Raw genomic sequence first — 24574 nt, 5'->3', positions numbered from 1 at the left:
GGTGGAACACCCTGACGAACGGACCGACCGCCGTCAAGAGGTCCGGGCAGAGTGCGCTACCCGGCCTGTTCCTGGGCGTCGCGGTGCCGGTAGTAGACGGCATCCGACGCCGGCAGCGGTTCCTTGCCGAGGACGATGTCGGCCGCCTTCTCCGCGATCATCATCACCGGGGCGTAGATGTTGCCGTTGGTGACGTACGGCATCACCGAGGCGTCCACCACGCGCAGTCCGTCCACTCCGTGCACCCGCAGGGTCAGCGGGTCGACGACGGACATCGCGTCCGTCCCCATCTTGCAGGTGCAGGACGGATGCAGGGCGGTCTCGCCGTCCTTGGCGACCCAGGCGAGGATCTCCTCGTCCGTCGCCACGGACGGGCCGGGCGAGATCTCCCCGTCGTTGTAGGGGGCGAGCGCGGGCTGGTTGAGCAACTCGCGGGCCACCCGGACCGCTTCGACCCACTCCCGGCGGTCCTGCTCGGTGGAGAGGTAGTTGAAACGCAGCGCCGGGTGTTCGCGCGGGTCCCTGCTCCGGATCTTCACCGAGCCGAGGGCGTCGGAGTACATGGGCCCGACATGGACCTGGTAGCCGTGGCCGCCGGCGGGCACGGAGCCGTCGTAGCGGACCGCGACGGGCAGGAAGTGGAACATCAGGTTGGGGTAGTCCACGTCCTCGTTGCTGCGGCAGAAGCCGCCGGCCTCGAAGTGGTTGGTCGCGGCCGGCCCCTTGCGGAACAGCCACTGCAGGCCGATGAAGGGGGCCCGCCACTTCGCCAGGTACGGCTGGACGGAGACGGGCTGCTTGCAGGCGTACTGGATGTACACCTCCAGGTGGTCCTGGAGGTTCTCGCCGACGCCCGGCAGATCGTGGACGACGTCGACACCGAGGGCACGCAGTTCCCCGGCGTTGCCGATGCCGGAAAGCTGGAGCAGCTGCGGGGAGTTGATCGCGCCGCCGCACAGGATGACCTCGGCGGCCCGGACCTGCCGGAGGGCGCCCCTGCCCCGCTGGTACTCGACCCCGACGGCCTTCTTCCCCTCGAAGAGGACGCGGGTGACGAGGGCGCGGGTCTGCACGGTGAGGTTGGGGCGCTTCCTGGCGGGTTTGAGGTACGCCTTGGACGCGGACAGCCGCCGACCGCGGTGCACGTTGCGGTCGAACCTGGCGAAGCCCTCCTGCCGGTAGCCGTTCACGTCGTCGGTGGGCGCGTAGCCCGCCTCCTCGGTGGCCTGGAGGAAGGCGGAGAAGAGCGGGCCCGCCGCCGGGCCGCGTTCCAGCACGAGCGGTCCGTCATGGCCGCGGAACTCGTCGTCGGGGTCGGCGGCCAGACAGTTCTCCATCCGGCGGAAGTACGGCAGGCAGTGGGCGTAGTCCCAGGTCTTCATGCCGGGATCGGCGGCCCAGCGCTCGTAGTCCATGGGGTTGCCGCGCTGGAAGATCATCCCGTTGATGCTGCTGGAGCCGCCCAGCACCTTGCCGCGGGCGTGGTAGACACGGCGGCCGCCCATGTGGGGCTCCGGCTCGGACTCGTACTTCCAGTCGTAGAAACGGCTTCCGATGGGGTAGGTCAACGCGGCGGGCATATGGATGAACACGTCCCACGGGTAGTCCGGGCGGCCCGCCTCCAGCACCAGCACCCGGTTGCCCGGGTCGGCCGAGAGCCGGTTCGCCAGAGCACTGCCGGCCGATCCGCCGCCGACGATGACGAAGTCGTACTGCACGTCTTGCAAGGGAGCCATACCGCCTCGTCCCGCTCGCGCCGTCGATGTGCGCGGCATGCTAGTACGGGTATCGCAATGCGCACCAGGTTGCGAACAACGCAACTTGTAAGATCTTTGTTCACATCACGTTTCTTGGGCGCTGTTGTTTACTCCGCGTATAGTTTCGTTATGAGCAACTACAGTCCGGACACAGAAACGAACGGCTCATCCTCCGGCGGCGTGCAGTCCGTCGACCGTGCCATCAGCGTCCTGGAGATCCTCGCCCAGCGCGGCGAGGCGGGCGTGAGCGAGGTGGCCGCCGAGATCGAGGTGCACAAGTCGACCGCGTTCCGCCTGCTCGGCGCCCTGGAGGCACGCGGTCTGGTGGAGCAGGCGGGTGAACGGGGCAAGTACGCGCTCGGGTTCGGCATCGTACGTCTGGCGGGCGCCGTCACCGGGCGTATCGACGTCACCCAGCAGGGCCGTCAGGTCTGCGAGCGGCTGGCCGAGGAGATCGGCGAGACGGTCAACATCGCGGTGCTGCAGGAGCACTACGCGATCAACCTCTACCAGGTACGCGGTACGGCCGCCGTCACCGCGCACAACTGGGTCGGCCAGCTGACCCCTTTGCACGCCACCTCCAGCGGCAAGGTCATGCTGGCCCATCGGCCGGCGAAGGAACGGGCCGCGCTGATCTCGGACGGGGGCCTGAAGAAGCTCACCCCGCACACCATCTCCACGAAGGCGAAGCTGGAGAAGGACCTCGCCGAGGCCCGGGAGCGCGGTTACGCCTGGACGCTGGAGGAGCTGGAGATCGGGCTGCACGCCATGGCCGCGCCGATCCGGGACCGGGAGGGGAAGGTCATCGCGTCGATCAGCGCCTCCGGACCGTCCTACCGGTTCACCGAGGAGCGTATGCACGAGCTGGCTCCGGTGCTGGTCAAGGGCGCCGCCGAGATCAGCCACCGGATGGGGTACCTGGGCTGAGCGCCCCGGGGACGACCGCCGTACGGCCCGCGTCCGCGTTCCGCGCGGGCCACGGGCGCTCCCTTCTCATGTCGGTCCTGTCACTCCGGCCGCCGGGTACCGAGCCGCTCGTGGACCCAGTCGTGGAAGGCGCCGATGTGGTGCTCGCTGGGCACCAGCACACCGCCCTTGGTGTACAGCCGTGAGCTCATCCCGGGCTGGGTGCGCTCGCAGGCGTCGAAGTCCTGGCGGTTGACCCGGTCGAAGAGCTCCACGGACCGGCTGACGTCCTTGCCGCTCTCCACGACGTGCGGAAGGTAGAGCCAGTCGCACTCGACGACCGTCCGGTCCACGGCCACCGGGTACATCCGGTGGAAGATCACATGATCGGGCACGAGGTTGATGAACACCTGCGGTTTCACGGTGATCGCGTAGTACCGCCGGTCCTGGTCCGCGGCGACTCCGGGGATGCGGTCGAGCCCCTCGGAACCGTCGACGGTGAAGCCCTGGACGTCCGCGCCGAACTCGGCGCCGTGGCCCACGTAGTACTGCGCCGCGTAGCCGTCGGCGAACTCGGGCAGCACCTCGGTGAGTTCGGGGTGGATGGTGGCGCAGTGGTAGCACTCCATGAAGTTCTCGACGATGAGCTTCCAGTTCGCCCGCACGTCGTAGACGATCCGCCGGCCCACCGACAGGTGCTCGATGTCGTAGTGCTCGATCGACGCGGTGTCGCCCAGCCGCTCGACGACGGCCCCCAGCACGTCCTCCTCGAAGGAGGGCGGGTCCTCCGCCAGGCACACCCACACATAGCCCAGCCATTCCCGCACGGCCACGCCCACCAGGCCGTACTCGGTACGGCCGACGTCGGGCATCTTGGTGAGGTTGGGGGCCGCGACCAGCTTGCCGTCCAGGTCGTAGGTCCAGGCGTGGTACGGACACTGGAAGGCGCGCCTGACCTCGCCCGTCTCCTCGGTGCACAGCCTGGCCCCGCGGTGCCGGCAGACGTTGAAGTAGGCACGGACCGACCCGTCCCGGGCCCGGGTGACGAGGATGCTCTCGCGGCCGACGTCCACCGTGCGGAACGCGCCGGGCTTCGGCAGGTCCGCCGCGCGGGCGACGCAGAACCACATCGTCTCGAAGACGCGTTCCTGTTCCTGGGTGAAGATGCCGGGATCCGTGTAGGCGGAACCGGGGAGGGTGGCGATCAGGCTGTCCGGCAGGCTGGTCGAGGTCACGGTGCACTCCTCGGAGAACGTCGTGGATCGATGGGACGGCGGGGGCGCCGGGTCAGGACACGGTGGTGCCGAACTGCTTGCGCATGCGGGTGAAGAGCCGCGGCTGGTTCATCCCGAGCACGGCGACCGGCCGGCCCGCCCGCCGGTAGACGGCGAGGAAGCTGCGCTCGTCGGTCGAGCCCTCCTCGACCGTCACCTCGTCGGCCCCGGCGGCGTGTCCGACGAACTGGATCTTCACGCCGTACTGGTCGGACCAGAAGTACGGGGGCCTGGGGACGCCCGGTTCCGTCGCCCCGTAGGCGAGGAGCGCGGCGACGGCGGCGGCCGGCCGTTCCAGCGCGCCGGTCCAGTGCTCGACCCTGCGATGACCGCCGGCGCCCGGGTCGTACCAGTTGGCGCAGTCGCCGACGGCGACCACCCCGGCCACGCTGGTACGCCCGTCGGCACCGCACTTCACCCCGTTGTCGAGCGCGACGCCGGAGCCCTGAAGCCACTCGACGCAGGGGCGCGCCCCCACGCCGACGACGACGATGTCGGCGGGCACACTGCGGCCGTCCTCCAGGAGAACCGCCGCCACCTGGCGCTCGCCGCTCAGCCCCTTGACCCCGACCCCGCACAACAGCCGTACCCCGTGGTCGGCGTGGAGGGCGGAGACGACGGCGCCCATGGCCGGGCCGAGCGGTCCGGCCAGCGGGGTCGGTGCCGCCTCGACCACGGTCACGTCGAGCCCGAGGGCGTACGCCGTGGAGGCGACCTCGGCGCCGACGAACCCGCCGCCGATCACCACGAGGCGGCCGCCCCGGGCCAGGTCGTCCCGCAGGGCGCGGGCGTCGTCGAGGGTGCGCAGCACGTGGACCCCGGCGAGACCTTCGGTGCCGGGCAGGGTGCGGGCGGCGGCGCCGGTCGCGACCACCACGCCGTCGGCGCGGACCTCCCGGCCGTCGGCGAGCCGGATCGCCCGCCCGGCGCGGTCCAGCCCGGTGGCGCGCGCCCCGAGCAGCCACTCCGCACGGAGTTCCTCGTCGTCCCGCTCCAGCGCCAGGTCCGCCTCGCCGAGGGTGCCGGCCAGGAACTCCTTGGACAACGGCGGCCTGTCGTACGGGCGATGGGGTTCGTCGCCGATGACGACCAGCCGGCCGTCGTACCCCCGCTGCCGCAGCGAGCGCGCGGCCGACAGCCCGGCCAGCGAGGCGCCCACCACGGCCACCGTCCTCACGCCGCGCCTCCGGCGAGCCGGGCGGCGACGCACGGCGGCAGGTTGGGCGCGTCGGCGGACAGCCGGACGTAGACGGTGCCGTCCTCGACGACGACCTCGTGGGTGCGGACCGGGCGTTTGGCCGGGGGTGCGTCCACGGCGCCGGTCCGCAGGTCGAACTTGGAGGCGTGCAGGGGGCATTCGACCTCGCGGCCCTCCAGCCAGCCGTCGGCGAGCGAGGCGTCCTGGTGGGTGCACGTGTCGTCGATGGCGAAGAGCTCGCCGTCCTCGGTGTGGAACACCGAGACGGGCGGGTCGATATCGAGCCGGTGGGCCTCGCCTCGCGGCAGATCCGCGAGACGGCACGCGGGAATCATCATGACACCTCGGTGCGTATAGCGAAACGGATTGCGATGAGCGCAACGTCAGTCTGGGGGCGCCTCCGAAGCGTTGTCAAGGAGTTCACTCGCCGGTCTGCGCAGGCCGCGGCGGCGGCTCTCCGGCATGCCGAAGTGCCCTCGAAGGCAAGGGTGAACAGGAGAAACGGGCGTCCCTTCGAATGCGAGGACGCGGGCGGTCAGAAACCGCGGTCGATCCGCTCCCTGCCCGTCACAGGACCACCACCGAGCGCAGGACGTCACCGTGGCGCGTCATTTCGAAGGCCTTCGCGGCCTCGTCCAGGGCGACGGTCCCGGTGACGAGGGTGTCGGTCTCCCGGGAGTTGACGGTGTGGGTGACGCCGAGCCTGTGCGCCGTGGCCGGCCTGCGGTCGCCGACGTCCACGGCGACGGCCCTCGCCGCCCCGGTCAGGTCGGGACGAGGACCGCGGCGGCCGTCACCCCGCAGCCGGTGCGGCACCGCATCGCGGAACCCGAAACAGCGGTCGGAGACACCTCCGTCCGCATGCGCTCCCGCGGCCCCGCCGGTGCGGGTCCGAAGACGTCCGCCGGCCGAGGTGCTCGTGACCCGCACGGCGGTGTGCGTCGACAACACCGGCCGGTACCACCGGAGGGCCGGAACAGCCGTTTCCCGGACCGACGGCTCCCGGCCGGGTGAGGGGGTCAGTCGTCGTCCGGGCCGGGGACCACGACCAGGAAGGCGTCCGTCCGCAGGTCCATCACGACCGTCGCGGGCTCGCCCTCGGCGCGGCGCTTCGCCGCGTACTCCTCCGCCGGCCACGATCCCCGCGGAGCTCCGGCGGGGAAACGTTCCAACACCTTCGCGCTCATGGCGGCAGACACCTCCAGCGTCCTTCCTTCGGCCGGACACGGCTCCTGTCCTGCGGTTCGCCTGCCCGCGATGGGCGCGGACATGCCCAAGGAGCCGACGGGGCCGCCGTCCGCCGCTCCCGGTCGACCGTTGTCGCCGGCGGGCAGACCATGGAATCCGCCGAATCGAAACGACGGCACACGTGGAAGTGGTCTCCAGGGGGGCCGACGCGGAGGACGCAGAGCTGATGAACGCTGACGACCACGCCCCCGGCCCGTGTTGCCTGGTGACCGGGGCGACCGGATACATCGGCGGCAGGCTGGTGCCGGAGCTGCTCGCCGAGGGCCACCGGGTGCGCTGTCCGGCGCGCTCCCCGGGCAAGCTGCGCGACCACCCCTGGGCCGGGCGGGCGGAGGTGGTGCGGGGCGATGTCCTGGACGCCGCCGGCGTCGCCGAGGCCATGCGGGGCGTCGATGTCGCCTACTACCTGGTACACGCCCTGGGCACCGGCGCCGACTTCGAGGCGACCGACCGCAGGGCGGCGCGGATCTTCGGCGAGTCGGCCCGTGCCGCGGGGGTGCGGCGCGTCGTCTACCTCGGCGGTCTGACGCCGGCGGGCGTGGCGGAATCCGAGCTGTCGCCGCATCTGCGGTCACGGGCCGAGGTGGGCCGGATCCTGCTGGACTCCGGCGTGCCCACGACCGTCCTCCGTGCCGCCGTCGTCATCGGTTCGGGCTCCGCCTCCTTCGAGATGCTGCGCTATCTCACGGAACGTCTGCCGGTCATGATCACCCCCAGCTGGGTGCGCACCCGCATCCAGCCCGTGGCGGTCCGCGACGTGCTGCGGTATCTCGTCGGCAGTGCCCGGATGCCGGCCGACGTCAGCCGTGCCTTCGACATCGGCGGACCGGACGTCCTGACCTACCGCGACATGATGTTGCGGTACGCGGCGATCGCCGGACTGCCCCGCCGGGTCATCTTCCCGGTGCCGGTGCTGACCCCCGGCCTGTCCAGTCACTGGGTCGGGCTGGTCACCCCGGTCCCCGCGTCGATCGCCCGGCCGCTGACCGAGTCGCTGCGCCACGAGGTCGTCTGCCACGAGCACGACATCGCGCGGTACGTGCCCGACCCACCCGGGCATCCGTTCGGCTTCGACGAGGCGGTACGGCTGGCCCTCCGGCGCATCCAGGACGCGCAGGTGACCACCCGCTGGTCGTCGGCGACGGTGCCGGGCGCGCCCAGCGACCCGCTGCCCACCGACCCCGACTGGGCGGGCGGCAGCCTGTACACGGACCGGCGGGAGCTGACCGTGGACGCCTCGCGGGAGGCCCTGTGGCGGGTGATCGAGGGGATCGGCGGCGACAACGGGTGGTACTCCTTCCCGCTGGCCTGGGCGGTACGGGGCGGCCTGGACCGGCTGGTGGGCGGGGTGGGGCTGCGCCGGGGGCGGCGGGACGCGGCGCGGCTGCGGGCCGGCGACTCGCTGGACTTCTGGCGGGTGGAGGAGATCGAGCCCGGGCGTCTGCTGCGGCTGCGGGCCGAGATGCGGCTGCCGGGTCTCGCCTGGCTGGAGATGTACGCCGACACGGACCCCGCCGGCCGTACCCGCTACCGCCAGCGGGCCATGTTCCATCCGCACGGGCTGCTCGGCCACGCCTACTGGTGGGGTGTCTCCCCCTTCCACGCCGTCGTGTTCGGCGGCATGGCCCGCAACATCGCGCTCGCCGCGGCCCGCGTCCCGGCCACCCTCGCGAGGGAGTCCGCACCCGGCGGGTGACGGCCGCATCCGCGGTGCCCGCCGGACCGGAAGTACCTCACCGGCCGCCCGCCATTCGACCCCGGAGAAGCGCCATGAACGTCTCGGTCGTCCTGTTCACCGCCGACCTGCGCCTGCACGACCATCCGCCGCTGCGGGCCGGGAACGAGGCCCGCGAGGTGGTCCCGCTGTTCGTACTCGACACGGGCGTCATGGACGCCGGGTTCGCCGTGCCCAACCGGCTGGCGTTCCTCGCCGACTGCCTGCGGGATCTCGACGGCGGTCTGCGCGAGCGGGGCGGGCGGCTGGTGGTGCGCTCCGGCGACGTCGTCGAGGAGGTGTGCAAGGTGGCCGCCGAGACGGACGCCGACGAAGTCCATCTGGCCGGTGACGTCAGCGCCTACGCCCAGCTGCGGGAACGGCGGCTGCGCCGGGCGCTGGAGGCGGAGGGGCGGCGGCTGCACGTGCACGACGCCGTGACCACCGTGGTGCCGCCCGGCGACCTCACCCCTGCTTCCTCGGACCACTTCGCCGTCTTCACCCCGTACTTCCGCCAGTGGTCCGGCGTGCGGCCACGCGACGTGCTCGCGCGGGCCCCGCAGCCGAGGGCGGTGCCGTCGGCCGTGACGGCGCCGTCGCAGGTACGGACGTCGAGCGGGTGCTGCCCGGCCCCCCTCCGGAGTGATCGTCAGGACACGTCGCCGGAGGGTCCTTCCCGGTACGCGGCGGAGAGGATGTCGAGGGCGTGCTGCAGGCTCGGCGGCCGGAACATCCCACGCGCCGCGGCCGGACCGGACCAGCCGGGTCCGCCCAGCACGACCATGGGACGGCGGCGCGCCCCCTTCACTCCCCACTGGGTGTCGGCGACATGCCGGGCCAGCGGCAGGCTGGCCGTGGAGCGTGCCTGCGCCCACAGCACCACGGCCGACGGGCCCAGCCGCCGCACCGCCGCCGCGAGCGCCTCCGCCGGCACGGCGGCGCCGAACATGCGGGTGGGCAGGCGCAGTTCGCCCAGTCCGGCGTTGAGCGCCTCGATCGGGAGGGTGTGCTGCTCGCCGGGTACGCAGGCCAGGACGACGGGTCCGGCGCCCTGCCGGTCGGGCGGCGGGGTGCGACGGCGCAGGGCGGTGGAGACATGCCAGGACAGCAGGTGCTCGACCTCGACGTAACGGTCGCCGGACGAGAGCCACTTGCGTCCCACGGCGTGCAGGGTCGGCACCATCACCTCCTGCCAGGCGACGGTGAGGCCGTACTGCTCCACGGCGGCGGTCAGCAGTTCCTCGACGGCCGGGGCGTCCAGCCGTACGGCCGCACGGGCCAGCCCCCGGCACTCCTGGCGCACGTCGGCGAGCGACAGTGTGCCGGCCGCGTGCGAAGAGCCACGGTCCGGCGGTCGCGCCGTCGTCCCGGCCGTCCCCGGCGATGCCTCAGCGGTCTCGCGGGCGGCACGGGCCGCCTCGGCGGGCGGTACCCCCGACGAGGTCAGCCGGCACATCTCCTCGAGCACGGCCACATCCTGCGGGGCCCAGCGGCGGTGCCGTCCGTCGGCGCGGACCACGGGCCCGATGCCGTAGCGGCGGTCCCAGGAGCGGAGCGTGGTGGGCGACACCCCCAGCCGACGGGCCAGTGCACCGGTCGTGAGGGGCACGCCTGCCGCCGCGGACCGTCCCGGCCGGTCCTGCGCCTCGCCCTGCGGGGAGTCCCGGTGCGCGGATGGCTGGCTCATGGCAGCGACTATACGACGCAGAAACGATGCGAGTTGAGGACCGGATTCCGGCCCCGGACGATGGCTGGGCCAGGGCTCGCGTCGGCGGCCGTCCCGAGGCCGCCCTTCCGGCAGCCGCCCGGCCGGGCCACGAGTCCCCCTGAGGGTCGCCGCGCGACCGGAGGAGCCGCCGTCGTGAGCCCGCAGGACAGTGCCGTCGCGTCGGCGCCGACGGCGGAGGCCCGCACCGACGAGGAGCTCGCGCGCGGGCTCGTGGCGGGTGACGAGGACTGCCTGGAGGCGGCCTATCACCGCTGGTCGGCCTTGGTGCACACGCTGGCCTGGCGCTCCCTGGGCGACGCCAGGGAGGCGGAGGACGTGACCCAGCAGGTGTTCCTCGGGGTGTGGCGCGGGCGCCGGGGTTTCTGTCCGGAGCGCGGCTCGATCGGCGGCTGGATCACGGGGATCACCAGACGGAAGATCGCCGACGCGCTGACCGCCCGGACCCGCCGGCTCGCCGTGATCGCGTCGGCCGGCTCGTCGCTCGCCCTGGCCGATCCGACGGCCCGGCAGCCCGACGCGGCCCTCGACCGGGTCGTCGTCCTGCACGAGCTGGCCAAGCTGCCCGCCCCTCAGCAGCGGGTGCTCCGGCTGGCCTTCTACGAGGACCTCACCCACGCCCAGATCGCGGAACGCACCGGCTGGCCGCTGGGCACGGTCAAGAGTCACGCCCGTCGTGGCCTGCGCCGGCTGCGCGGCTGTCTCCCGCAGGAGGTGGGCGACTGAGCCGTTCACCGGTTCGCCGTCCGCATGGCTTTTCGATGCAGAAACGCTGCGGATCCGCACGGCAGGTCCCGGCCCGCACCGCATCCCCGAGCCGGGAGAGACACCCGTACCCCGACCTACACATAAAGGAGAAATAAGGGCAGAATGTCGGATAGCGGCGTATAACGCACGCACCAGACGCGGTCAGGCCTGCACAGTCAAAGGAGACGACTCATGGCCAACGTCTCGCACGGCAGAAGCGACATATCGAGCCACCCCGATGTAGGCGAGATGCGGGAGCGCTACGACCGCATGCTCGGCGGTCGTGATGTGGCCCTCGTGGACGGACCGGTGTTCCTGCTCGGTCTGTACTGCGCGGCCTCCCCGTGGATCCTTCACTACACGGCGAGCCAGCCGGCGCTGATGACCCACAACCTGATCATGGGCATAGCCATAGGCCTGCTGGCGCTGGGGTTCACCCGGGCTCCGGAGCGCATGTACGGCCTCAGCTGGGCCATGTGCGCCCTGGGTATCTGGATGATCATCGCGCCCTGGGTGGTCGGCCGCAGCCCGGACACGGGCGTCATCATCAACAACGTGATCATCGGCGCGCTGGCACTCTGCCTCGGGCTGGTGTGTGCCGCTTCGGCGGCCAGGCGGACGCCCATGCCGTAGCCACACCGAGCTCCCCCTTGGAAGGGAGGACGCGGGACCGGTCCGGTGACGGCGGACCGGCCCCGCCGCGTGTTCAGAGGCCGGGCACCAGCCAGGGCTCCTGCGGGAGCGGGCTGCCGGTCTCGATGAGGGACTTCAGGTTGGACAGCACGGCCGGCCAGCCGGCCGAGATGGCGCGCAGTTCGTCCTCGCCGTCCAGGTCCTCGTGGGTGACGGTGAGCCGGACGATGTCGGCGTGCGGCTGGATGTCGAAGGTGAGCCGGGAGTGCCGGTCCGGCTCCCCCTCATGCTCCGGCGCGGCCCAGCTGGTGACCAGCCGGGTCGGGCGCTCGCTCTCGACGACGGTGCCGACCACGTCGGCGATGCCGGAGCCGTCGGTGCGCACATGCTCCCAGCGGGAGCCGGGCCGCCAGTCGGAGACGTTGGCGTGCCCCCAGTAGACGGCGGTCAGGTCGGCGTCCGTGAGGGCGTCCCAGACCTTCTCGGGAGTGCTGGCGATGTAGGTGACGTAGACATAGCTGGGCTTGTCGCTCATGGCTTCCTCGGCTCGTCGCTTCAGGTCGCCGAGCGCGCGCAGCCGCGGGCGCTCGAACTTGTCGATCCACCGCTCCTGGATCTCGTGGAGCGGCACGGGGTTGAGGTAGTGCAGCTTCTCCCGCCCCCGCCGCACCGTGCTGATCAGGTTCGCGGCCTCCAGGACGGCCAGATGCTGGGTCACCGACTGCCGGGTCATCGCGATGTGCTCGCACAGCTCACCCAGCGTCTGCCCGTTCTGCTCGTGCAGCCGGTCCAGCAACCGCCTGCGCGTGTCGTCGGCCAGCGCCTTGAAGACCTGGTCCATCCCACCGTCACCCTCTGATCGCACACTCAACGTTATGCAGGCAGATACCTGCATGTCAATCCCGGCTGCGCGTGCCGCGCACTCAGTCCCCCACGCCGAACGAGATCCACACGTCCGGCGGCAGCTCCGGCCTGCCCGGCACCGGACGGGTCTCCTCCGTCCAGGCGTCGCCCGCGAGCTCGGCCGCGACCCGCCGCCAGAAGGCGACGGCGCCCGGGTTCTCGTACTGGAACGCGATCTCCCAGTTGCCCGGATGCCGGGTCAGGACCTCACGGACGGTACGCAACCCGAGGCCCGTCCGGCGGGCGCCGCGGACCACGAAGAAGCTGTTGAGCACCCGCACGGGCGCGCCCAGGCCCCGGACGAACGCGAAGCCGACCGGACGCCCGCCCTGTACGAACAGGTAGGGCGCCCAGCCGGGCGAGGAGAAGGCGTCCTCGACGCGTTCGGTGGGGAACGTCCCGTCGGGCCTTGGCAGGAGCTGGCGGAACTCGGACAGGTCGTGGCGGAACATCAGCCACAACCGTTCGACGACAGGGCGGTCCACGACGGAGGCCGGGCGGACGACGACGTCGGTTTCTGTGATGTCGGACATGAAAAAAGCCTCACCCGACGGGAGTTGGTCCCGTCGGTGAGGCTGAAGTGTGTTCGCAGACTACACCGCGACCGGGCTCTCGGGGGTCACGTACTCCTCACTGATCTCCTTGGGCCCGAACGGCCACACCTTCTCCAGGCGCGCCCAGACCAGGAACGCCACACAGCCGAGAGCGAGCCAGGCCAGCGACCACTCGATGGGGTGACGGCCCGGGGAGTTCCTGTCGGCGTAGCCGTAGATCACGCACCAGCCGGCGAAGGCGATGATGCTCGGCACGGGGTAGAGCCACATGCGGTACGGCCGTTTCAGCGTCGGCCTGCGGCGGCGCAGCACCGTGAGCGCCACGATCTGGGCCAGCGCCTGCACGATCACCATCACGGTGGTGAGCAGCTGGATCAGCGTGGCCAGGTCGGTGTGGCGGCCGATCAGGAAGCCGATCGCGGTGATCACGCCCATGGTCGCGAGCCCCAGCATCGGGAAGCGGTGCCTGGGGTGGAGCTTCTCGTAGGGGCGGAAGAAGACGCGGTCGCGGGCCGCGTCGTAGGGCACCCGGGAGCCGCCGAGCAGGCCGGTGAAGACCGAGGCGAAGGCCGTGACCAGGATCAGCACGGTCACCGTGTCGGCGGCGCCCTTGCCCCAGGTCTTCTCCAGGACCGCGGAGGCGACCGAGGTCGAGGCGATGTCGTCCGGGTTCGTCATGCGGTGCCAGTCGATGACGCCGAGCGTGCCGATCTGCAGCAGCAGGTAGATCGCCATGATGCCGGCGATGGAGTAGAGGATGGAGCGTGGCAGGGTGCGGCCGGGGTCCTTGATCTCGGCGCCCATGTAGGCGGTGGTGTTGTAGCCGAGGTAGTCGTAGATGCCGATGGTCAGGCCCGCCGCGAAGCCCAGCCAGAAGTGGTCGCCGGTCAGGTCGAAGGCGTTCGCCGGGTACGTGAACGCCATGTGCGGGCTGAAGTCGCTCGCCGCGGCGACGATCACCAGCAGCACCGAGGCGATCATCACCGTCCACATCACGGCGGTGATCCGGGCGATGTGCTCGATGCCCCGCCAGAGCAGGAGCACCACCAGGGCGATGATGCCGAGCCCGATCAGGTCGCCGGAGGTCTGGCCGAGGCCGGGGGCGAGATAACCCAGGTACTGCACGAAGCCGACCACACCCGTGGACATGATCAGCGGGATGAAGAGCATCGCCGTCCAGACGAACAGGAACGGCATCAGGCGTCCGGTGCGGTACTGGAAGGCCTGGCGCAGATAGACGTAACTGCCGCCGGAGCCGGGCATCGCGGCGCCGAGTTCGGCCCAGACGAGACCGTCGCAGAGCGCGAGCAGGGCGCCCGCGACGAAGCCGATCACCGCCTGCGGGCCGCCGAACGCGGACACCATCAGCGGGATGGTCACGAACGGGCCGATGCCGCACATCTGGCTCATGTTGATGGCGGTGGCCTGGAACAGGCCGACGCGCCGGACGAAACCGCCTTCGGACGGCGGGCTGCCAGGACCGAGGGGACTACCGGGGCTACCGGGACTACCGGGCATGGGGGCTCCTAAACGAGGCACTGAGGGAAGGGGCGGGACGCGACGACAGGCGGCGGCCGATTCGGCGGGATGGCCGATAAAGTTAAGGAGCCTTACTAGACGCGTCAAGTATGCGTCAGGAATCGGTGAGAATGGTGTGATGGCCGCCAGCGACGTCGTAGAGCAGCAGGAACAGCCCTGGAGCCGGCAGCGACTGCGCAGCACCAACGAGCGGCTGCTGCTGGACCGGCTGCGCCGGCTCGGTTCCGCCTCCCGCGCCCAACTCGCCCGCGAGACCGGCCTGTCGAAGCCGACGGTGTCCAGCGCGCTCGCGGCACTGGAGTCGGCGGGCCTGGTCCACGAGGTCGGTACCCACGCCCCGGAGCGCGGCCGCACCGCCGTGCTGTACGCGCCCGACCCGGCGGCCGGGTACGCACTCGGCGTCGACGTGGGCCGCGGCTGGCTGCGGGTGGCGGTCGCCGACCTGGACGGCACCCTGGTCGCCCGCTCCGACGTGCGCAACCGGGCCCGCGGTTCGGACGCGATGGCCGACCTGCTGGTGAGCACCGCACGGCAGGTCGTCGCCAACTCCGGGGTCGATCCGGCCGAGGTGGTGCACGGGGTGGTGGGCACGCCCGGTGTGTACGACGAGCGGCAGCGGCGGGTGCGGTACGCGATGCATCTGCCGGGCTGGGGGCGCGCCGGGCTGTTCGACCGGATGCACGAGGAACTGGGCGTCCCGCTGGAGGTGCACAACGACGCCAATCTCGCGGCGCTCGGCGAGTACACCTACGGCGTCGGGGCGGGCAGCCGGCTGTTCGCCTACATCATGATCGGCACCGGTCTGGGGATGGGGGTCGTCAGCGAGGGGCGGCTGTTCACGGGGGCGCACGGGCTCGCCGGGGAGATCGGCTTCCTGCCCTGGCCCGGACGGCAGCGCAAGCCGGAGCGGCTGGAGGACGCGGTGTCGGGGGTGGCCGTGGTCGAGGCGGCCCGCCGGTTCGGGATGACCGGCCAGCTCACCGCGAAGTCCGTGTTCGACGCGGCCCGGCAGGGCGACCCCGCCGCCGTCGAGGCGGTACGCCTTGAGGGCGAGCGGATCGCTCACACGGTGGCGGCGGCCGCCGCCGTACTCGACCCCGACCTGGTGGTGCTGGGCGGCGGGGTCGGCCACAGTGTCGACCTGCTGCTGCGCCCGGTACGGGAGCATCTGCGCACGCTCACCCCGCTGCGCCCGAAGCTCGCGCCCAGCCGGCTCGGCGAGGACGCGGTGCTGCTCGGCGCGGTGGCCACGGCCCTCGACACCGCCCGTGACCTGGTCTTCGAGCGCAGGTCGGGCACGGCCTGAATCCGGCGCGGCGACCTCGCCCGGGCGCCACGGTGATTGACACCGCCCTCTCGGATCCCTAGCTTGAGGCGAGTTAGTAAAGTTTCCTAACTTTACGAGCCTGGAGACCACCGTGTTCCCTCGCCGCGCCCCCGGACACCGCCTCGCCACGGCCGCCGTGGCCCTGGGCCTGCTCGGTTCACTCAACACCAGTGCCTGGGCCGGGGCCCACGACCCGGCCCACGGGCCCGCCCGGATCACCCGTGTGCCGTCCACCGCCGGGTCGGGGACCGCGCTGTCCGGCTACGCCATCCGGTCGACGGCCGACGTGAGCGACTCGGCGGCGGCGGTCTCCTCCCCCGGCTATCCGGCCAAGGGCTGGTACCCGGCGGGCCCCCGCTCCACGGTGCTGGCCGCGCTCCTCGCCGACGGCCTGTACGACGACCCGTTCGTCTCCACCAACCTGCAGAAGATCCCCAAGTCGCCCTTCCAGGTGCCCTGGTGGTACCGCAGCGACTTCACCGTGGCGGACCCTTCGCAGCGCACCTACCTGGACTTCAGCGGGGTGATCTCGGTGGCCGACGTGTACGTCAACGGCCACCGGGTCGCGACGACCTCCGACGTCACCGGCGCCTACACCCACCATGAACTGGACGTCACCTCCCTGGTGACGGCCGGCACGAACACGGTCGCCTTCCGCATCCAGCCCAACAACCCGAACAAGAACCTCACCATGGGCTGGCTCGACTGGCTCCAGCCCCCGCCCGACCAGAACATGGGCATCGTCCGTGACGTCCTGGTCCGGCGCGGCGGCCCGGTCGCGCTGCGCGACGCGCACGTGGTGACGAAGCTCGCGGTGCCGTCCCTCGCGACGGCCGACCTGACGGTGAAGGCACAGGCCCGCAACGACTCGGACACCCCGGTCACCACCGAGGTCTCCGGCACCGTCGCCGGGGTGACCCTCAGCAGGTCGGTCGAGCTCGCGGCCCACCAGACCAGGACCGTCACCTTCACCCCCGCCGACACCCCGGGGCTGCATCTGACTTCCCCGAAGGTGTGGTGGCCCGCGGGGATGGGCGGCCAGCCGCTCCACGACCTCGACCTCACGGCGTCAGTCGGCGGCACGGCTTCGGACACCGCCCACGAGACCTTCGGCATCCGGGACGTCCGGGCCCCGCTGAACTCCGACGGCGCCCGCCAGTACTCGATCAACGGCCGCCGGCTGCTGATCAAGGGCGGCGGCTGGTCACCGGACGAGTTCCTGCGCTGGGACCGCACCTATGCCGAGGACCGCCTCAGGTACGCCGTGGACCTGGGCCTCAACGCCATCCGGCTGGAAGGCCACATCGAGCCCGACGAGTTCTTCGACCTCGCCGACCGCCTCGGCGTCCTCACCCTGCCCGGCTGGGAGTGCTGCGACAAGTGGGAGGGGCAGACCAACAGCGGCGAGAGCGGCGAGAAGTGGACCGCCGCCGACTACCAGGTCGCCCAGGCCTCGATGGCCGCCGAGGCCGCCCGGCTGCGTGACCACCCGAGCGTGATCTCCTTCCTGATCGGCAGCGACGCCGCGCCCGACGCGAAGATCGAGAAGAGCTATCTGGACGCCCTGGACGCCGCCGACTGGGGAGTCCCGGTGGTTCCCGCCGCCTCGGACAAGTCGGCTCCCCAGCTGGGCAGTTCGGGCATGAAGATGACCGGCCCCTACGACTGGGTCCCACCGGGCTACTGGTACGCCAAGCGCGAGGGCGGCGCCACCGGCTTCAACTCGGAGACCAGCGCCGGCCCGGACATCCCCACCCTCGACACCCTGCGCCGGATGATGACCCCGGCCGAACTCGACACCCTCTGGAAGAACCCCGACGCCAAGCAGTACCACCGCTCGCCGTCCGCGACCTTCGGCACCCTGAAGATCTACGACGCCGCCCTCACCGGCCGCTACGGCGCCCCGAAGAGCCTCACCGACTACGTCCGCAAGGCGCAGCTCGCCCAGTACGAGAACGTCCGCGCCCAGTACGAGGCGTACGGGCGCAACCAGACCGACGCCTCCAAGCCGTCCACCGGGGTCGTCTACTGGATGTTCAACAGCGGCTGGACGTCGCTGCACTGGCAGCTGATGGACCGTTATCTCGACCAGGGCGGCGCCTACTTCGGCGCGAAGAAGGCCAACGAACCGCTGCACGTCCAGTACTCGTACGACGACCGCTCGGTGGCCGTGGTGAACAACCGGCACACGGAGGCGTCCGGGCTCACCGCTCGGGCGACGCTCTTCGACCCGGACGGCACGCAGAGGTACGACAAGACGGTCAACGGCCTCTCGGTCGAGGGCGACGGCGCGCACACCACCGCGTTCACCCTGCCGGCGTCGGTGAGCGGACTGTCCTCCACGTACCTGGCACGGCTGGTCCTGAGCGACGCGGCCGGCCGGGAGGTGAGCCGCAACGTCTACTGGCTCTCCACCAAGGCGGACACCCTCGACTGGGCCGGCACGGACTGGTACTACACGCCGACGACCGGCTACGCGGACCTGAAGGGGCTGACGTCGATGGCCCAGGTGCCGGTCACGGCCACGGCGTCGACCACGACCGCGGACGGCATGTCGACCACCACGGTGACGGTCCGCAACGCCGGTACGGACAAGACCCCGGCCCTGCTGACGGACGTCCATCTCGTCGACGCGAACGGCAGACCGGTGCTGCCGGTCCAGTGGTCGGACAACGAGGTGAGCCTGTGGCCGGGCGAGTCGGCGACCCTCACGGCCACCTACCGGACCGCCGATCTGCACGGCTCGGAGCCCCGGGTGCGGGTCTCCGGCTGGAACGCGGCGGAGCGGACGGTTCCGGCAGCCGCGCCGGAACCGTCCGCCCGGCTCAGCTCACGTTGAGCGCGGTGTCGTCGATGACGAAGGACGTCTGGAGGGTCGAACCCTCGACGCCGGTGAACGTGATGGTGGCCGTGGTGCCGGCCAGGGAGGAGACGTCGAAGCTCTTCAGCACGTACCCGGAGGCCGCGTTGAGGTTGGAGTACGTGGCCAGGGTGGTGGATCCGGCGGTCACCGTCAGCTTGTCGTAGGCGGTGCTGGTGGTGGTCTCCGCGGTGTCCACGTGCAGATAGAAGCTGAGGGTCGCGGAGCAGCCGGACGGGATGGTCACCGACTGGGACAGCGTGTCGGTGTGGGCCGATCCGTAGCCGTCGAGCCAGGCCTTGTACGAGCCGGTGCGGGCCGCCTCGCTGCTGGAGGTGGTGATGACCCCGCTGCTGGCGGTCCAGGTGGTGTTGCCGGACTCGAAGCCGGGGTTGCCGAGGAGCTGGGCGGCGGTGCAAGTGCCGCCACCGCCACCGCCTCCGCCACTGCTGCCGCCCCCGGCGAGCCAGGCGGTGGCGTTCAGGGCGAGGGCCGCGTTGGTGGCGCCGCTGTCGTTCCAGCCGTCGTACAGCGTGTTGCCGGACTGTCCGGTGCCGTCGTCGACGGGCGAGGTGTCGCCCCAGAAGGCGACGCGTCCGCTGCCGAAGGTGCTGGTGGCGAAGAAGGCACCGGTGTTGCCGGAGTAGCCGCTGCGGTAGAGGAGGCCCTTGACGGCGGAGTTGTCCGACGGCTTCAACGTCGCCGTCGTACCGTCGGCGATCAGGCTCTTGGTGACCGTGCCGAAGGAACCGTGCAGCACGGGATCGGTGCTGTCGCTGATGGCGGCCGGGTAGCCGGAGCTGACGTCGAGGGTGTCGACGGAGAAGCCGAACGGGTCGGTCGAGTCGACGCTGTTGTTCGTCATCAGGTCGTTGAAGATCTCGACCGCGTCGTAGCCGTCGTTGTTGCGGTCGGCGCCGGTGTGGTCGGAGACCATGAACAGGCCGCCGCCGTTCTTCACGAAGTTCATGATGGCCGTCTTCTCGGCGGTCGTGAACAGCGTGTTCGGCTCGGGCAGCACCAGCGCGTCGAAGTTCGACAGGTCGGTCGTCGACGAACCACCGTACGTCAGGGCGCTGGTGGCGGTCTTGAGGCTGTAGCTGCCGGTCTTCTGCAGGGCGACGCCCCATGACGAGAGCGCGCCGGTCCAGTCCGTCTCCGAGGAGGGGGACGAGTCCTGGGAGAGCGGGTCGGGCTTGCTGGTGGAGATGATCCAGTCCGCGTTGCCCGCCTCCTCGGCGTGGCCGTCGTCGAACAGGACGCGGTAGGTGGTGGCCGCGTGAGCGGGGGCGGCCGCGGTGCCGACCTGGAGGGCGGCTCCCGTGGTGAGCAGGGCGAACCCGGCCAGAGCGGTGGTGATTCTGTGGCGGGATCTGCTGGATCCAAACATCCGGCGAACCTCCATGAGGGGGTGGGGTTGAGGCGGTGGGGGCGCCAACTCTTCGCGCGTAGAACCTGGTTGAGATTTCTACACGCGTCGACTCATTGAAAGGTACATGGCATGTCGGATCGATGAACAGAAAACCGCTGTAACAACCGGAGGGGACTGCCCGCGAATTGAGCGGGCAGATTGGACTTCAGCGGAGTTCAGACGAAGAGGGGCGGACATGGAGATCTCGGGCATCATCAGTGCCATCATCATCGGTATCATCATCGGTGTGCTGGGGCGCCTGGTCGTTCCCGGCCGCCAGCACATCGGCATTCTGCTGACCATCGTCGTCGGCATCGTGGCGGCGCTGCTGGGCTCGGCGATCGCGGCCGGCTTCGGCGTGGCGGACACGAAGGGGCCGGACTGGATCGAGTGGTTCATCCAGATCGCGCTGGCGGCACTGGGAGTGGCCGCACTCGACCGGACCAGGGCACGCCGGTAGCCCGAAACGCGCCGATCACATCGCGTAGAGGTACGGCGTGGTCGTACTCAGCGCGTGGAAACCCAGCCGCTGGAGGATCGGCCGACTCATAGGAGACGCGTCCACCTGCAGATACCGGTAGCCGTGAGCCGCGGCGGCACGGGCCCGATGGGCTACGAGGGCGCGATAGACACCGCGTCCCCGCCACCCTTCCACCGTGCCGCCGCCCCACAACCCGGCGAACCGCGTCCCCGGCACCAGCTCCATACGGGCGGCGCTCACCGGCTCGTCCCCGGCCAGCGCGACGACCGCGACCAGGGTGTCGGGCTGCTGGGCGAGCCGCGTCAGCAACCGGTGCCGCAGCGACGAGCCGTCCGTGCCGAACGCCTTCTCATGGACGTCCACCACGAGATCGACGCCCACCGCGTCCAGGGCGGGCACCACCCGTACGCCGTCCGGAAGTTCGGCGTCGACAGTCAGCCCGGCGACCTCGGCGATCATCAGCGCCTCCTCCGGCTCGGGCCGGAATCCGGCCTCGATGAGCCTCGCCCCGAGGTCCGACGGGAGGTCATGGCCGTAGAGCTTCCACTCGAAGTCGCGGACCAGCCCGCGGAAGCGGTCGATCTGCTCGGCGATCGCACGCTCCGCGGTCGTCTCGTTCAGGGCCGACCAGACGACGCCGTTCCATCCCTCGCTGTCCGCCACCTGGCGCACCACGGCGCCGGCGCGCTCGATACGCGCGCCGGGACCGTCGGGCCGGGCGCCCTCGCGCATGTCACGGTCGTACAGGGCGAGCACCGCTTGATGATCCATCCGAGCACTCCACCATCCGCGCGCCACCGGGGCAACGCGATTACCCGCTCCCGCTCGGCCGCACGACCGCCAGGTACGCGGCGAGCCGGTCCCGGTTGCGGGCCAGGCAGTCGATGCGGGCCTGGATGCGCTCGACGTGTCCGCTGAGCAGCGCGGCCGTCTCCGGGGTCACGCACTCGCGCGGCGGATGGATCTGCTCGGGCCCGGAGAGATACGGCAGGATCGCGCGGATCATCTCCGTGGTCAGCCCGGAGTCGAGCAGGCCGCGGATCTGCTGGACGTCCTGGACGGCGGCCTCGCCGTAGGACCGGTAGCCGTTGTCGGCGCGGTCGGGGTGGAGCAGGTCCTGTTCCACGTAGTAGCGCAGCAGCCGGGTGGGCACGCCGGTGCGGCGGGAGAGTTCACCGATCCTCATCGCGGCCTCCACGGCGCCCGCTTGCCTTCACACCGATGTCAGGGTTCGACCATGGTCGCATGACCACCTCTTCCCAGGTCAAGGGCGCTGCGCTGCCCTGGTCCGGGCTGCTCGCCCTGTCCGCGACCGCTTTCATCGCCGTGCTGACCGAACTCCTCCCGGCCGGCCTGCTGCCCTCGATGGCCCCGGCTCTCGGGGTGTCCGAGTCCCGGGTCGGTTTCCTGGTCACCGGCTACGCGGCGGCCTCCTTCCTGGCCGCGATCCCGCTCACCGCCGCCCTGCGCGGGCTGCCGAGGCGGCCGGTGCTGAACGGTGCGCTGATCGGTCTGGCGGTGAGCGACGCCCTGGTGGCGCTGTCGTCGTCCTACTCGCTCAGCTTCGCGGCCCGGCTGCCGGCCGGGGCGATGGGCGGGACGCTGTGGGCGATGCTCGCCGGGTACGCGGCCCGCATGGTGCCGGCCGGGCTGCGCGGCCGGGCGATCGCGATCGTCCTCGCCGGGATCACCCTGGCGCTGGCGCTGGGCGTGCCCGCCGGTACGGCGCTGGCCGGTGCGGTGGGCTGGCGTGCCGCCTTCGCCGCCCTGGCCGGGTGCGCCGTGGCGCTGGTGGGCTGGGTGCGATGGCGGGTGCCCGCCTTCCCCGGTGAACCGCCGCACGCACGGGTGCCGTTCCTGAAGGCCGCGGCACGGCCGGGTATCCGCCCGGTGCTGTCCGTGACCCTCTTCCTGCTGCTCGGACACCAGGTGATGTACACCTACCTCGCGCCGTTCGCCCGGCACGCCGGGTTCGGCGGCGGCCGTACGGGCCTGCTGCTGGCGGTGTTCGGCGCGGCCACGGTCGCCGGGATCTGGGTCACGGGCGTCCTGGTCGACCGGCGTCCGCGGGCCACGCTGCTCACCGCGCTGGCGCTGTTCGCCGCCGTGCTGCTGGTCCTCGGCCGGTACGCCGGCACGCCCGCGGTGCTGGTCGGCTCCGTCGCCCTGTGGGGCATGGCCTTCGGCGGGGCACCGACCCTGATCCAGACCGCGCTGGTGAACGCCTCGGGGCCCGCCGACGCCGAGGTGGCGACCTCGCTGCAGACCACCGTCTACAACACGGGCGTCGCCGCCGGTTCGCTGGCCGACGGCCTCGCCCTGGACCGGCTGGGCGCGGCCGCGCTGCCCTGGACCGCGCTGCCGCTGGTGTCGGCCGCGCTCGTGGTCGTCGCGCTGGGCCGGCGGCACGCGTTTCCGGGCAGCCGGCCCGGCGCGGGACGCGACCGCCCGTCCGGTCAGCCGAGTTCGAGCGTCGTCACGCCGAAGACCCGCTCCAGGGCGTAGTCGCGGACCGGGCCCGTGTACATGCGGGCGGTCTCGAACGAGGGGGTGAATCCGGCCTCCTCGGCGAGGGCGACGCCCGCCGTGCTGGTCTCGGGCACGTCGACGGCGACCTGGCGGCCGGCCGCCTCGGCCACGAGGGCGGTGAACAGGGCGCGGGCGTCCTCGGCGGTGTCGGCGAACAGGGGGCCGATACGCAGGCAGTCGTGGCCGGGGCGGATCACGCCGTAGCCGGTGAGGCGGTCGCCGTCGTGGCGGACGAAGGCCCGGTGGCCGGCGCCGGTCAGCCAGGCGGCCACGAACCGCGGCCGGTCGGCCGGACCGCAGGCGTTGTCGTACGCCGTGACGGCCGGCAGGTCCGCGGCGCGTGCCGGTCGGACGCCCGCGGGGATCCCGGCGGCCGGGGCGGAACCGACGAAACGGGCGGTGCGGTAGGCCAGTTCGAACCCGGACTGGCGGTAGTTGTCCTGCTGGGCGACCACGCCGTCGAGGCCGACCGTACGGGTGCCGGCGTGCGCCAGTGCGGTCTTCCAGGTGGCGAGGCCGTGGCCGCGGCCGCGCAGGTCGGGGCGGACCAGGTACCAGCCCAGGAAGGCGTAGTCGGCGCCGTGGTTGACGACGGAGACGGCCGACACGGGTACACCGTCGACCCGGCCGATGAAGAACCCTTCGGGGTCCTGGGCGAAGAAGGCGGGGATGTCCGACAGTCCGGGATTCCAGCCCTCGTCCACGGCCCAGCCGCGGACCACCGGCCAGTCGTCGGGTGTGGCCTGGGTGACGACGAGGTCCTGGGGGGCCGGAGAGGTCATCGATGCGCTCCATTCAGCGGCTGGTCTGGGCGGCCCGGGCCGCCCGGACGGTGCGGTCGGAAAGCGCGGCGGGCGGTGCCGCGTCCGCAGCATCCTTCCTGATCACCGGGCGCCGCACCACGCCGGGATCAAGCCGTCGGCATGCGCAACAGGCGTCTTCGGCGGGCTTGTTGACCGAAACGACCCGCTGGGACGAGCGCACGGCGCAGGCCCCACCGGTCGGGGTCCGGTGGGGCCTGCAGGGACGTTTCTCGACGCGCAGCCTCGGCGGCGCGCCGGGCCGTCAGCGCATATGGCCCGGGCGGAAGCGCCGGTGCAGGACGGTCCCGGCGAGCAGCAGCGCCGCGCTGCCCGCGGCGGCGGCACCCGTGAGGTCCGTCCCGGTGTGGGCCAGCGTGGTCGTCGCGGTCGGCGGTGGGGCGGGGTCGACCGTCTTGGGGCCGGGGTGGGTCTTGACCGGGGTCGGGGCGGGCGGCTCCGGGGGCGAGGGCGGAGTCTCCGGCGTGCTCGGGTGGCCGGAGGTGTTCACCGAGGTGTTGCCGGTGGCCGGATTGAGTGCCCCGACCACGTTCACGCTGTTGCCGCTCACGTTCACCGGGAGGTCGACCGGCAACTGGATGCCGTTGCCGGAGATCACTCCGGGCGAGTCCTCCTCGGTGCCCTGCGCGTGCGCGCCGCCGGTGGTGGCCGAGCCGCCGGACTTGCCGTCACCGGCGCCGCCGCCCTCGTTCACGCAGGTGTTGCCGGCCGCCGGGTTCAGGAGCCCCACCACGTTGACGGTGTTCCCGCACACACTCACCGGGATGTGCACCGGCAGCTGAATGCCGTTGCCGGAGATCACTCCGGGCGAACCGGCAGCGACGCCGTCCGCGCCCGAGTCGGCCCAGGACGGGGCCGCCACGGCCATCGCACCGGAGGCGGCGGCGACGGCGATCACACCGTTTCGGGTAACCCGTTTCATAGGTTCCCTGCCTTCCAGACATTG

The 24574-nt window shown here is 71.7% G+C and carries 22 protein-coding genes and 2 pseudogenes; 9 read left to right on the top strand and 15 right to left on the bottom strand.

Features of this window, described 5'->3' with window-relative positions:
- Nucleotides 1-56: 56 nt before the first annotated feature.
- Entirely contained in the window at nucleotides 57-1736 is a 1680-nt protein-coding gene (betA, locus tag ACGFZQ_RS13525; protein WP_393840486.1) for a choline dehydrogenase, read from the bottom strand.
- Between the two features lie 150 nt (nucleotides 1737-1886).
- Here betA and ACGFZQ_RS13520 point away from each other — a divergent pair, with 150 nt between their 5' ends.
- Nucleotides 1887-2684, top strand: coding sequence for an IclR family transcriptional regulator (locus tag ACGFZQ_RS13520; RefSeq protein WP_393840485.1), 798 nt, complete (start codon nucleotides 1887-1889; stop codon nucleotides 2682-2684).
- An 80-nt stretch (nucleotides 2685-2764) separates the two neighbouring features.
- On the opposite strand, the gene ACGFZQ_RS13515 is transcribed toward ACGFZQ_RS13520, so the two are convergent.
- The 5 genes and pseudogenes from ACGFZQ_RS13515 to ACGFZQ_RS13495 form a co-directional block, all read right to left on the bottom strand.
- Entirely contained in the window at nucleotides 2765-3898 is a 1134-nt protein-coding gene (locus tag ACGFZQ_RS13515) for an aromatic ring-hydroxylating dioxygenase subunit alpha (protein WP_393840484.1), read from the bottom strand.
- 52 nt (nucleotides 3899-3950) lie between these two features.
- A complete protein-coding gene (locus ACGFZQ_RS13510) occupies nucleotides 3951-5114 on the bottom strand; it encodes an NAD(P)/FAD-dependent oxidoreductase (RefSeq protein WP_393840483.1) in 1164 nt (387 codons plus the stop codon).
- The gene (locus ACGFZQ_RS13505; RefSeq protein ID WP_382530847.1) at nucleotides 5111-5473 is read right to left on the bottom strand and encodes a bifunctional 3-phenylpropionate/cinnamic acid dioxygenase ferredoxin subunit; all 363 of its coding nucleotides are present in this window, start codon (nucleotides 5471-5473) and stop codon (nucleotides 5111-5113) included. Before ACGFZQ_RS13505 ends, ACGFZQ_RS13510 begins: the two co-directional genes overlap by 4 nt.
- 229 nt (nucleotides 5474-5702) lie before the next feature.
- Nucleotides 5703-5903 (bottom strand): annotated as a pseudogene (locus ACGFZQ_RS13500) (hypothetical protein); the annotation flags it as partial.
- Nucleotides 5904-6154: 251 nt separating this feature from the next.
- Nucleotides 6155-6322, bottom strand: a complete 168-nt coding sequence (locus tag ACGFZQ_RS13495; RefSeq protein WP_351737705.1) for a hypothetical protein — start codon at nucleotides 6320-6322, stop codon at nucleotides 6155-6157.
- A gap of 227 nt (nucleotides 6323-6549) precedes the next feature.
- Here ACGFZQ_RS13495 and ACGFZQ_RS13490 point away from each other — a divergent pair, with 227 nt between their 5' ends.
- Together ACGFZQ_RS13490 and ACGFZQ_RS13485 are read left to right on the top strand one after the other, a co-directional pair.
- Complete coding sequence (locus tag ACGFZQ_RS13490) at nucleotides 6550-8079, top strand: SDR family oxidoreductase (protein ID WP_393840482.1); 1530 nt, start codon at nucleotides 6550-6552, stop codon at nucleotides 8077-8079.
- Nucleotides 8080-8153: 74 nt separating this feature from the next.
- Nucleotides 8154-8684: pseudogene (locus ACGFZQ_RS13485) on the top strand (deoxyribodipyrimidine photo-lyase); the annotation flags it as partial.
- A 62-nt stretch (nucleotides 8685-8746) separates the two neighbouring features.
- Here the strand turns inward: ACGFZQ_RS13485 and ACGFZQ_RS13480 are convergent.
- Nucleotides 8747-9784 carry a MerR family transcriptional regulator gene (locus ACGFZQ_RS13480; RefSeq protein WP_393840481.1) on the bottom strand — a complete coding sequence of 346 codons (1038 nt, stop codon included), beginning with the start codon at nucleotides 9782-9784 and terminating at the stop codon, nucleotides 8747-8749.
- Between the two features lie 174 nt (nucleotides 9785-9958).
- Here ACGFZQ_RS13480 and ACGFZQ_RS13475 point away from each other — a divergent pair, with 174 nt between their 5' ends.
- Complete coding sequence (locus tag ACGFZQ_RS13475; RefSeq protein WP_393840480.1) at nucleotides 9959-10549, top strand: RNA polymerase sigma factor; 591 nt, start codon at nucleotides 9959-9961, stop codon at nucleotides 10547-10549.
- A 213-nt stretch (nucleotides 10550-10762) separates the two neighbouring features.
- Nucleotides 10763-11203: an SPW repeat protein gene (locus ACGFZQ_RS13470; RefSeq protein WP_351737715.1), complete on the top strand. Its 441-nt coding sequence runs from the start codon at nucleotides 10763-10765 to the stop codon at nucleotides 11201-11203.
- A gap of 73 nt (nucleotides 11204-11276) precedes the next feature.
- Here the strand turns inward: ACGFZQ_RS13470 and ACGFZQ_RS13465 are convergent, their stop codons facing one another.
- The 3 genes from ACGFZQ_RS13465 to ACGFZQ_RS13455 form a co-directional block, all read right to left on the bottom strand.
- A complete protein-coding gene (locus tag ACGFZQ_RS13465; protein ID WP_393840479.1) occupies nucleotides 11277-12044 on the bottom strand; it encodes an ArsR/SmtB family transcription factor in 768 nt (255 codons plus the stop codon).
- An 82-nt stretch (nucleotides 12045-12126) separates the two neighbouring features.
- Nucleotides 12127-12639 carry a GNAT family N-acetyltransferase gene (locus ACGFZQ_RS13460; RefSeq protein WP_393840478.1) on the bottom strand — a complete coding sequence of 171 codons (513 nt, stop codon included), beginning with the start codon at nucleotides 12637-12639 and terminating at the stop codon, nucleotides 12127-12129.
- Nucleotides 12640-12699: 60 nt separating this feature from the next.
- Nucleotides 12700-14178: an APC family permease gene (locus ACGFZQ_RS13455; RefSeq protein WP_393840477.1), complete on the bottom strand. Its 1479-nt coding sequence runs from the start codon at nucleotides 14176-14178 to the stop codon at nucleotides 12700-12702.
- 139 nt (nucleotides 14179-14317) lie between these two features.
- On the opposite strand from ACGFZQ_RS13455, the gene ACGFZQ_RS13450 reads away from it, so the two are divergent.
- Both ACGFZQ_RS13450 and ACGFZQ_RS13445 read left to right on the top strand, forming a co-directional pair.
- Nucleotides 14318-15505, top strand: coding sequence for an ROK family protein (locus ACGFZQ_RS13450; protein ID WP_393840476.1), 1188 nt, complete (start codon nucleotides 14318-14320; stop codon nucleotides 15503-15505).
- 112 nt (nucleotides 15506-15617) lie between these two features.
- The gene (locus ACGFZQ_RS13445) at nucleotides 15618-18365 is read left to right on the top strand and encodes an exo-beta-D-glucosaminidase (protein WP_393840475.1); all 2748 of its coding nucleotides are present in this window, start codon (nucleotides 15618-15620) and stop codon (nucleotides 18363-18365) included.
- Here the strand turns inward: ACGFZQ_RS13445 and ACGFZQ_RS13440 are convergent.
- The gene (locus ACGFZQ_RS13440) at nucleotides 18352-19776 is read right to left on the bottom strand and encodes a hydrolase (RefSeq protein ID WP_393840474.1); all 1425 of its coding nucleotides are present in this window, start codon (nucleotides 19774-19776) and stop codon (nucleotides 18352-18354) included. The two genes, ACGFZQ_RS13445 and ACGFZQ_RS13440, sit on opposite strands and share 14 nt — an antisense overlap.
- A gap of 217 nt (nucleotides 19777-19993) precedes the next feature.
- On the opposite strand from ACGFZQ_RS13440, the gene ACGFZQ_RS13435 reads away from it, so the two are divergent.
- Entirely contained in the window at nucleotides 19994-20257 is a 264-nt protein-coding gene (locus ACGFZQ_RS13435) for a GlsB/YeaQ/YmgE family stress response membrane protein (RefSeq protein WP_360486309.1), read from the top strand.
- Between the two features lie 15 nt (nucleotides 20258-20272).
- On the opposite strand, the gene ACGFZQ_RS13430 is transcribed toward ACGFZQ_RS13435, so the two are convergent.
- Both ACGFZQ_RS13430 and ACGFZQ_RS13425 read right to left on the bottom strand, forming a co-directional pair.
- Nucleotides 20273-21049 (bottom strand): GNAT family N-acetyltransferase, encoded by a 777-nt coding sequence (locus tag ACGFZQ_RS13430; protein ID WP_393840473.1) that lies wholly within the window; start codon nucleotides 21047-21049, stop codon nucleotides 20273-20275.
- Between the two features lie 40 nt (nucleotides 21050-21089).
- Nucleotides 21090-21464: a MerR family transcriptional regulator gene (locus ACGFZQ_RS13425; RefSeq protein ID WP_393840472.1), complete on the bottom strand. Its 375-nt coding sequence runs from the start codon at nucleotides 21462-21464 to the stop codon at nucleotides 21090-21092.
- 59 nt (nucleotides 21465-21523) lie between these two features.
- On the opposite strand from ACGFZQ_RS13425, the gene ACGFZQ_RS13420 reads away from it, so the two are divergent.
- A complete protein-coding gene (locus ACGFZQ_RS13420; protein WP_393840471.1) occupies nucleotides 21524-22783 on the top strand; it encodes an MFS transporter in 1260 nt (419 codons plus the stop codon).
- Here the strand turns inward: ACGFZQ_RS13420 and ACGFZQ_RS13415 are convergent.
- A complete protein-coding gene (locus ACGFZQ_RS13415) occupies nucleotides 22735-23589 on the bottom strand; it encodes a GNAT family N-acetyltransferase (RefSeq protein WP_393840470.1) in 855 nt (284 codons plus the stop codon). The two genes, ACGFZQ_RS13420 and ACGFZQ_RS13415, sit on opposite strands and share 49 nt — an antisense overlap.
- Nucleotides 23590-23872: 283 nt before the next feature.
- Nucleotides 23873-24550: a chaplin gene (locus ACGFZQ_RS13410; protein ID WP_393840469.1), complete on the bottom strand. Its 678-nt coding sequence runs from the start codon at nucleotides 24548-24550 to the stop codon at nucleotides 23873-23875.
- Nucleotides 24551-24574 lie beyond the last annotated feature (24 nt).

The organism is Streptomyces sp. NPDC048254, assembly GCF_043201895.1.
Taxonomy (GTDB): Bacteria; Actinomycetota; Actinomycetes; order Streptomycetales; family Streptomycetaceae; genus Streptomyces.
Note: the sequence above shows the minus strand (reverse complement) of the source record. Positions and strands in the feature narration are given on the sequence as shown.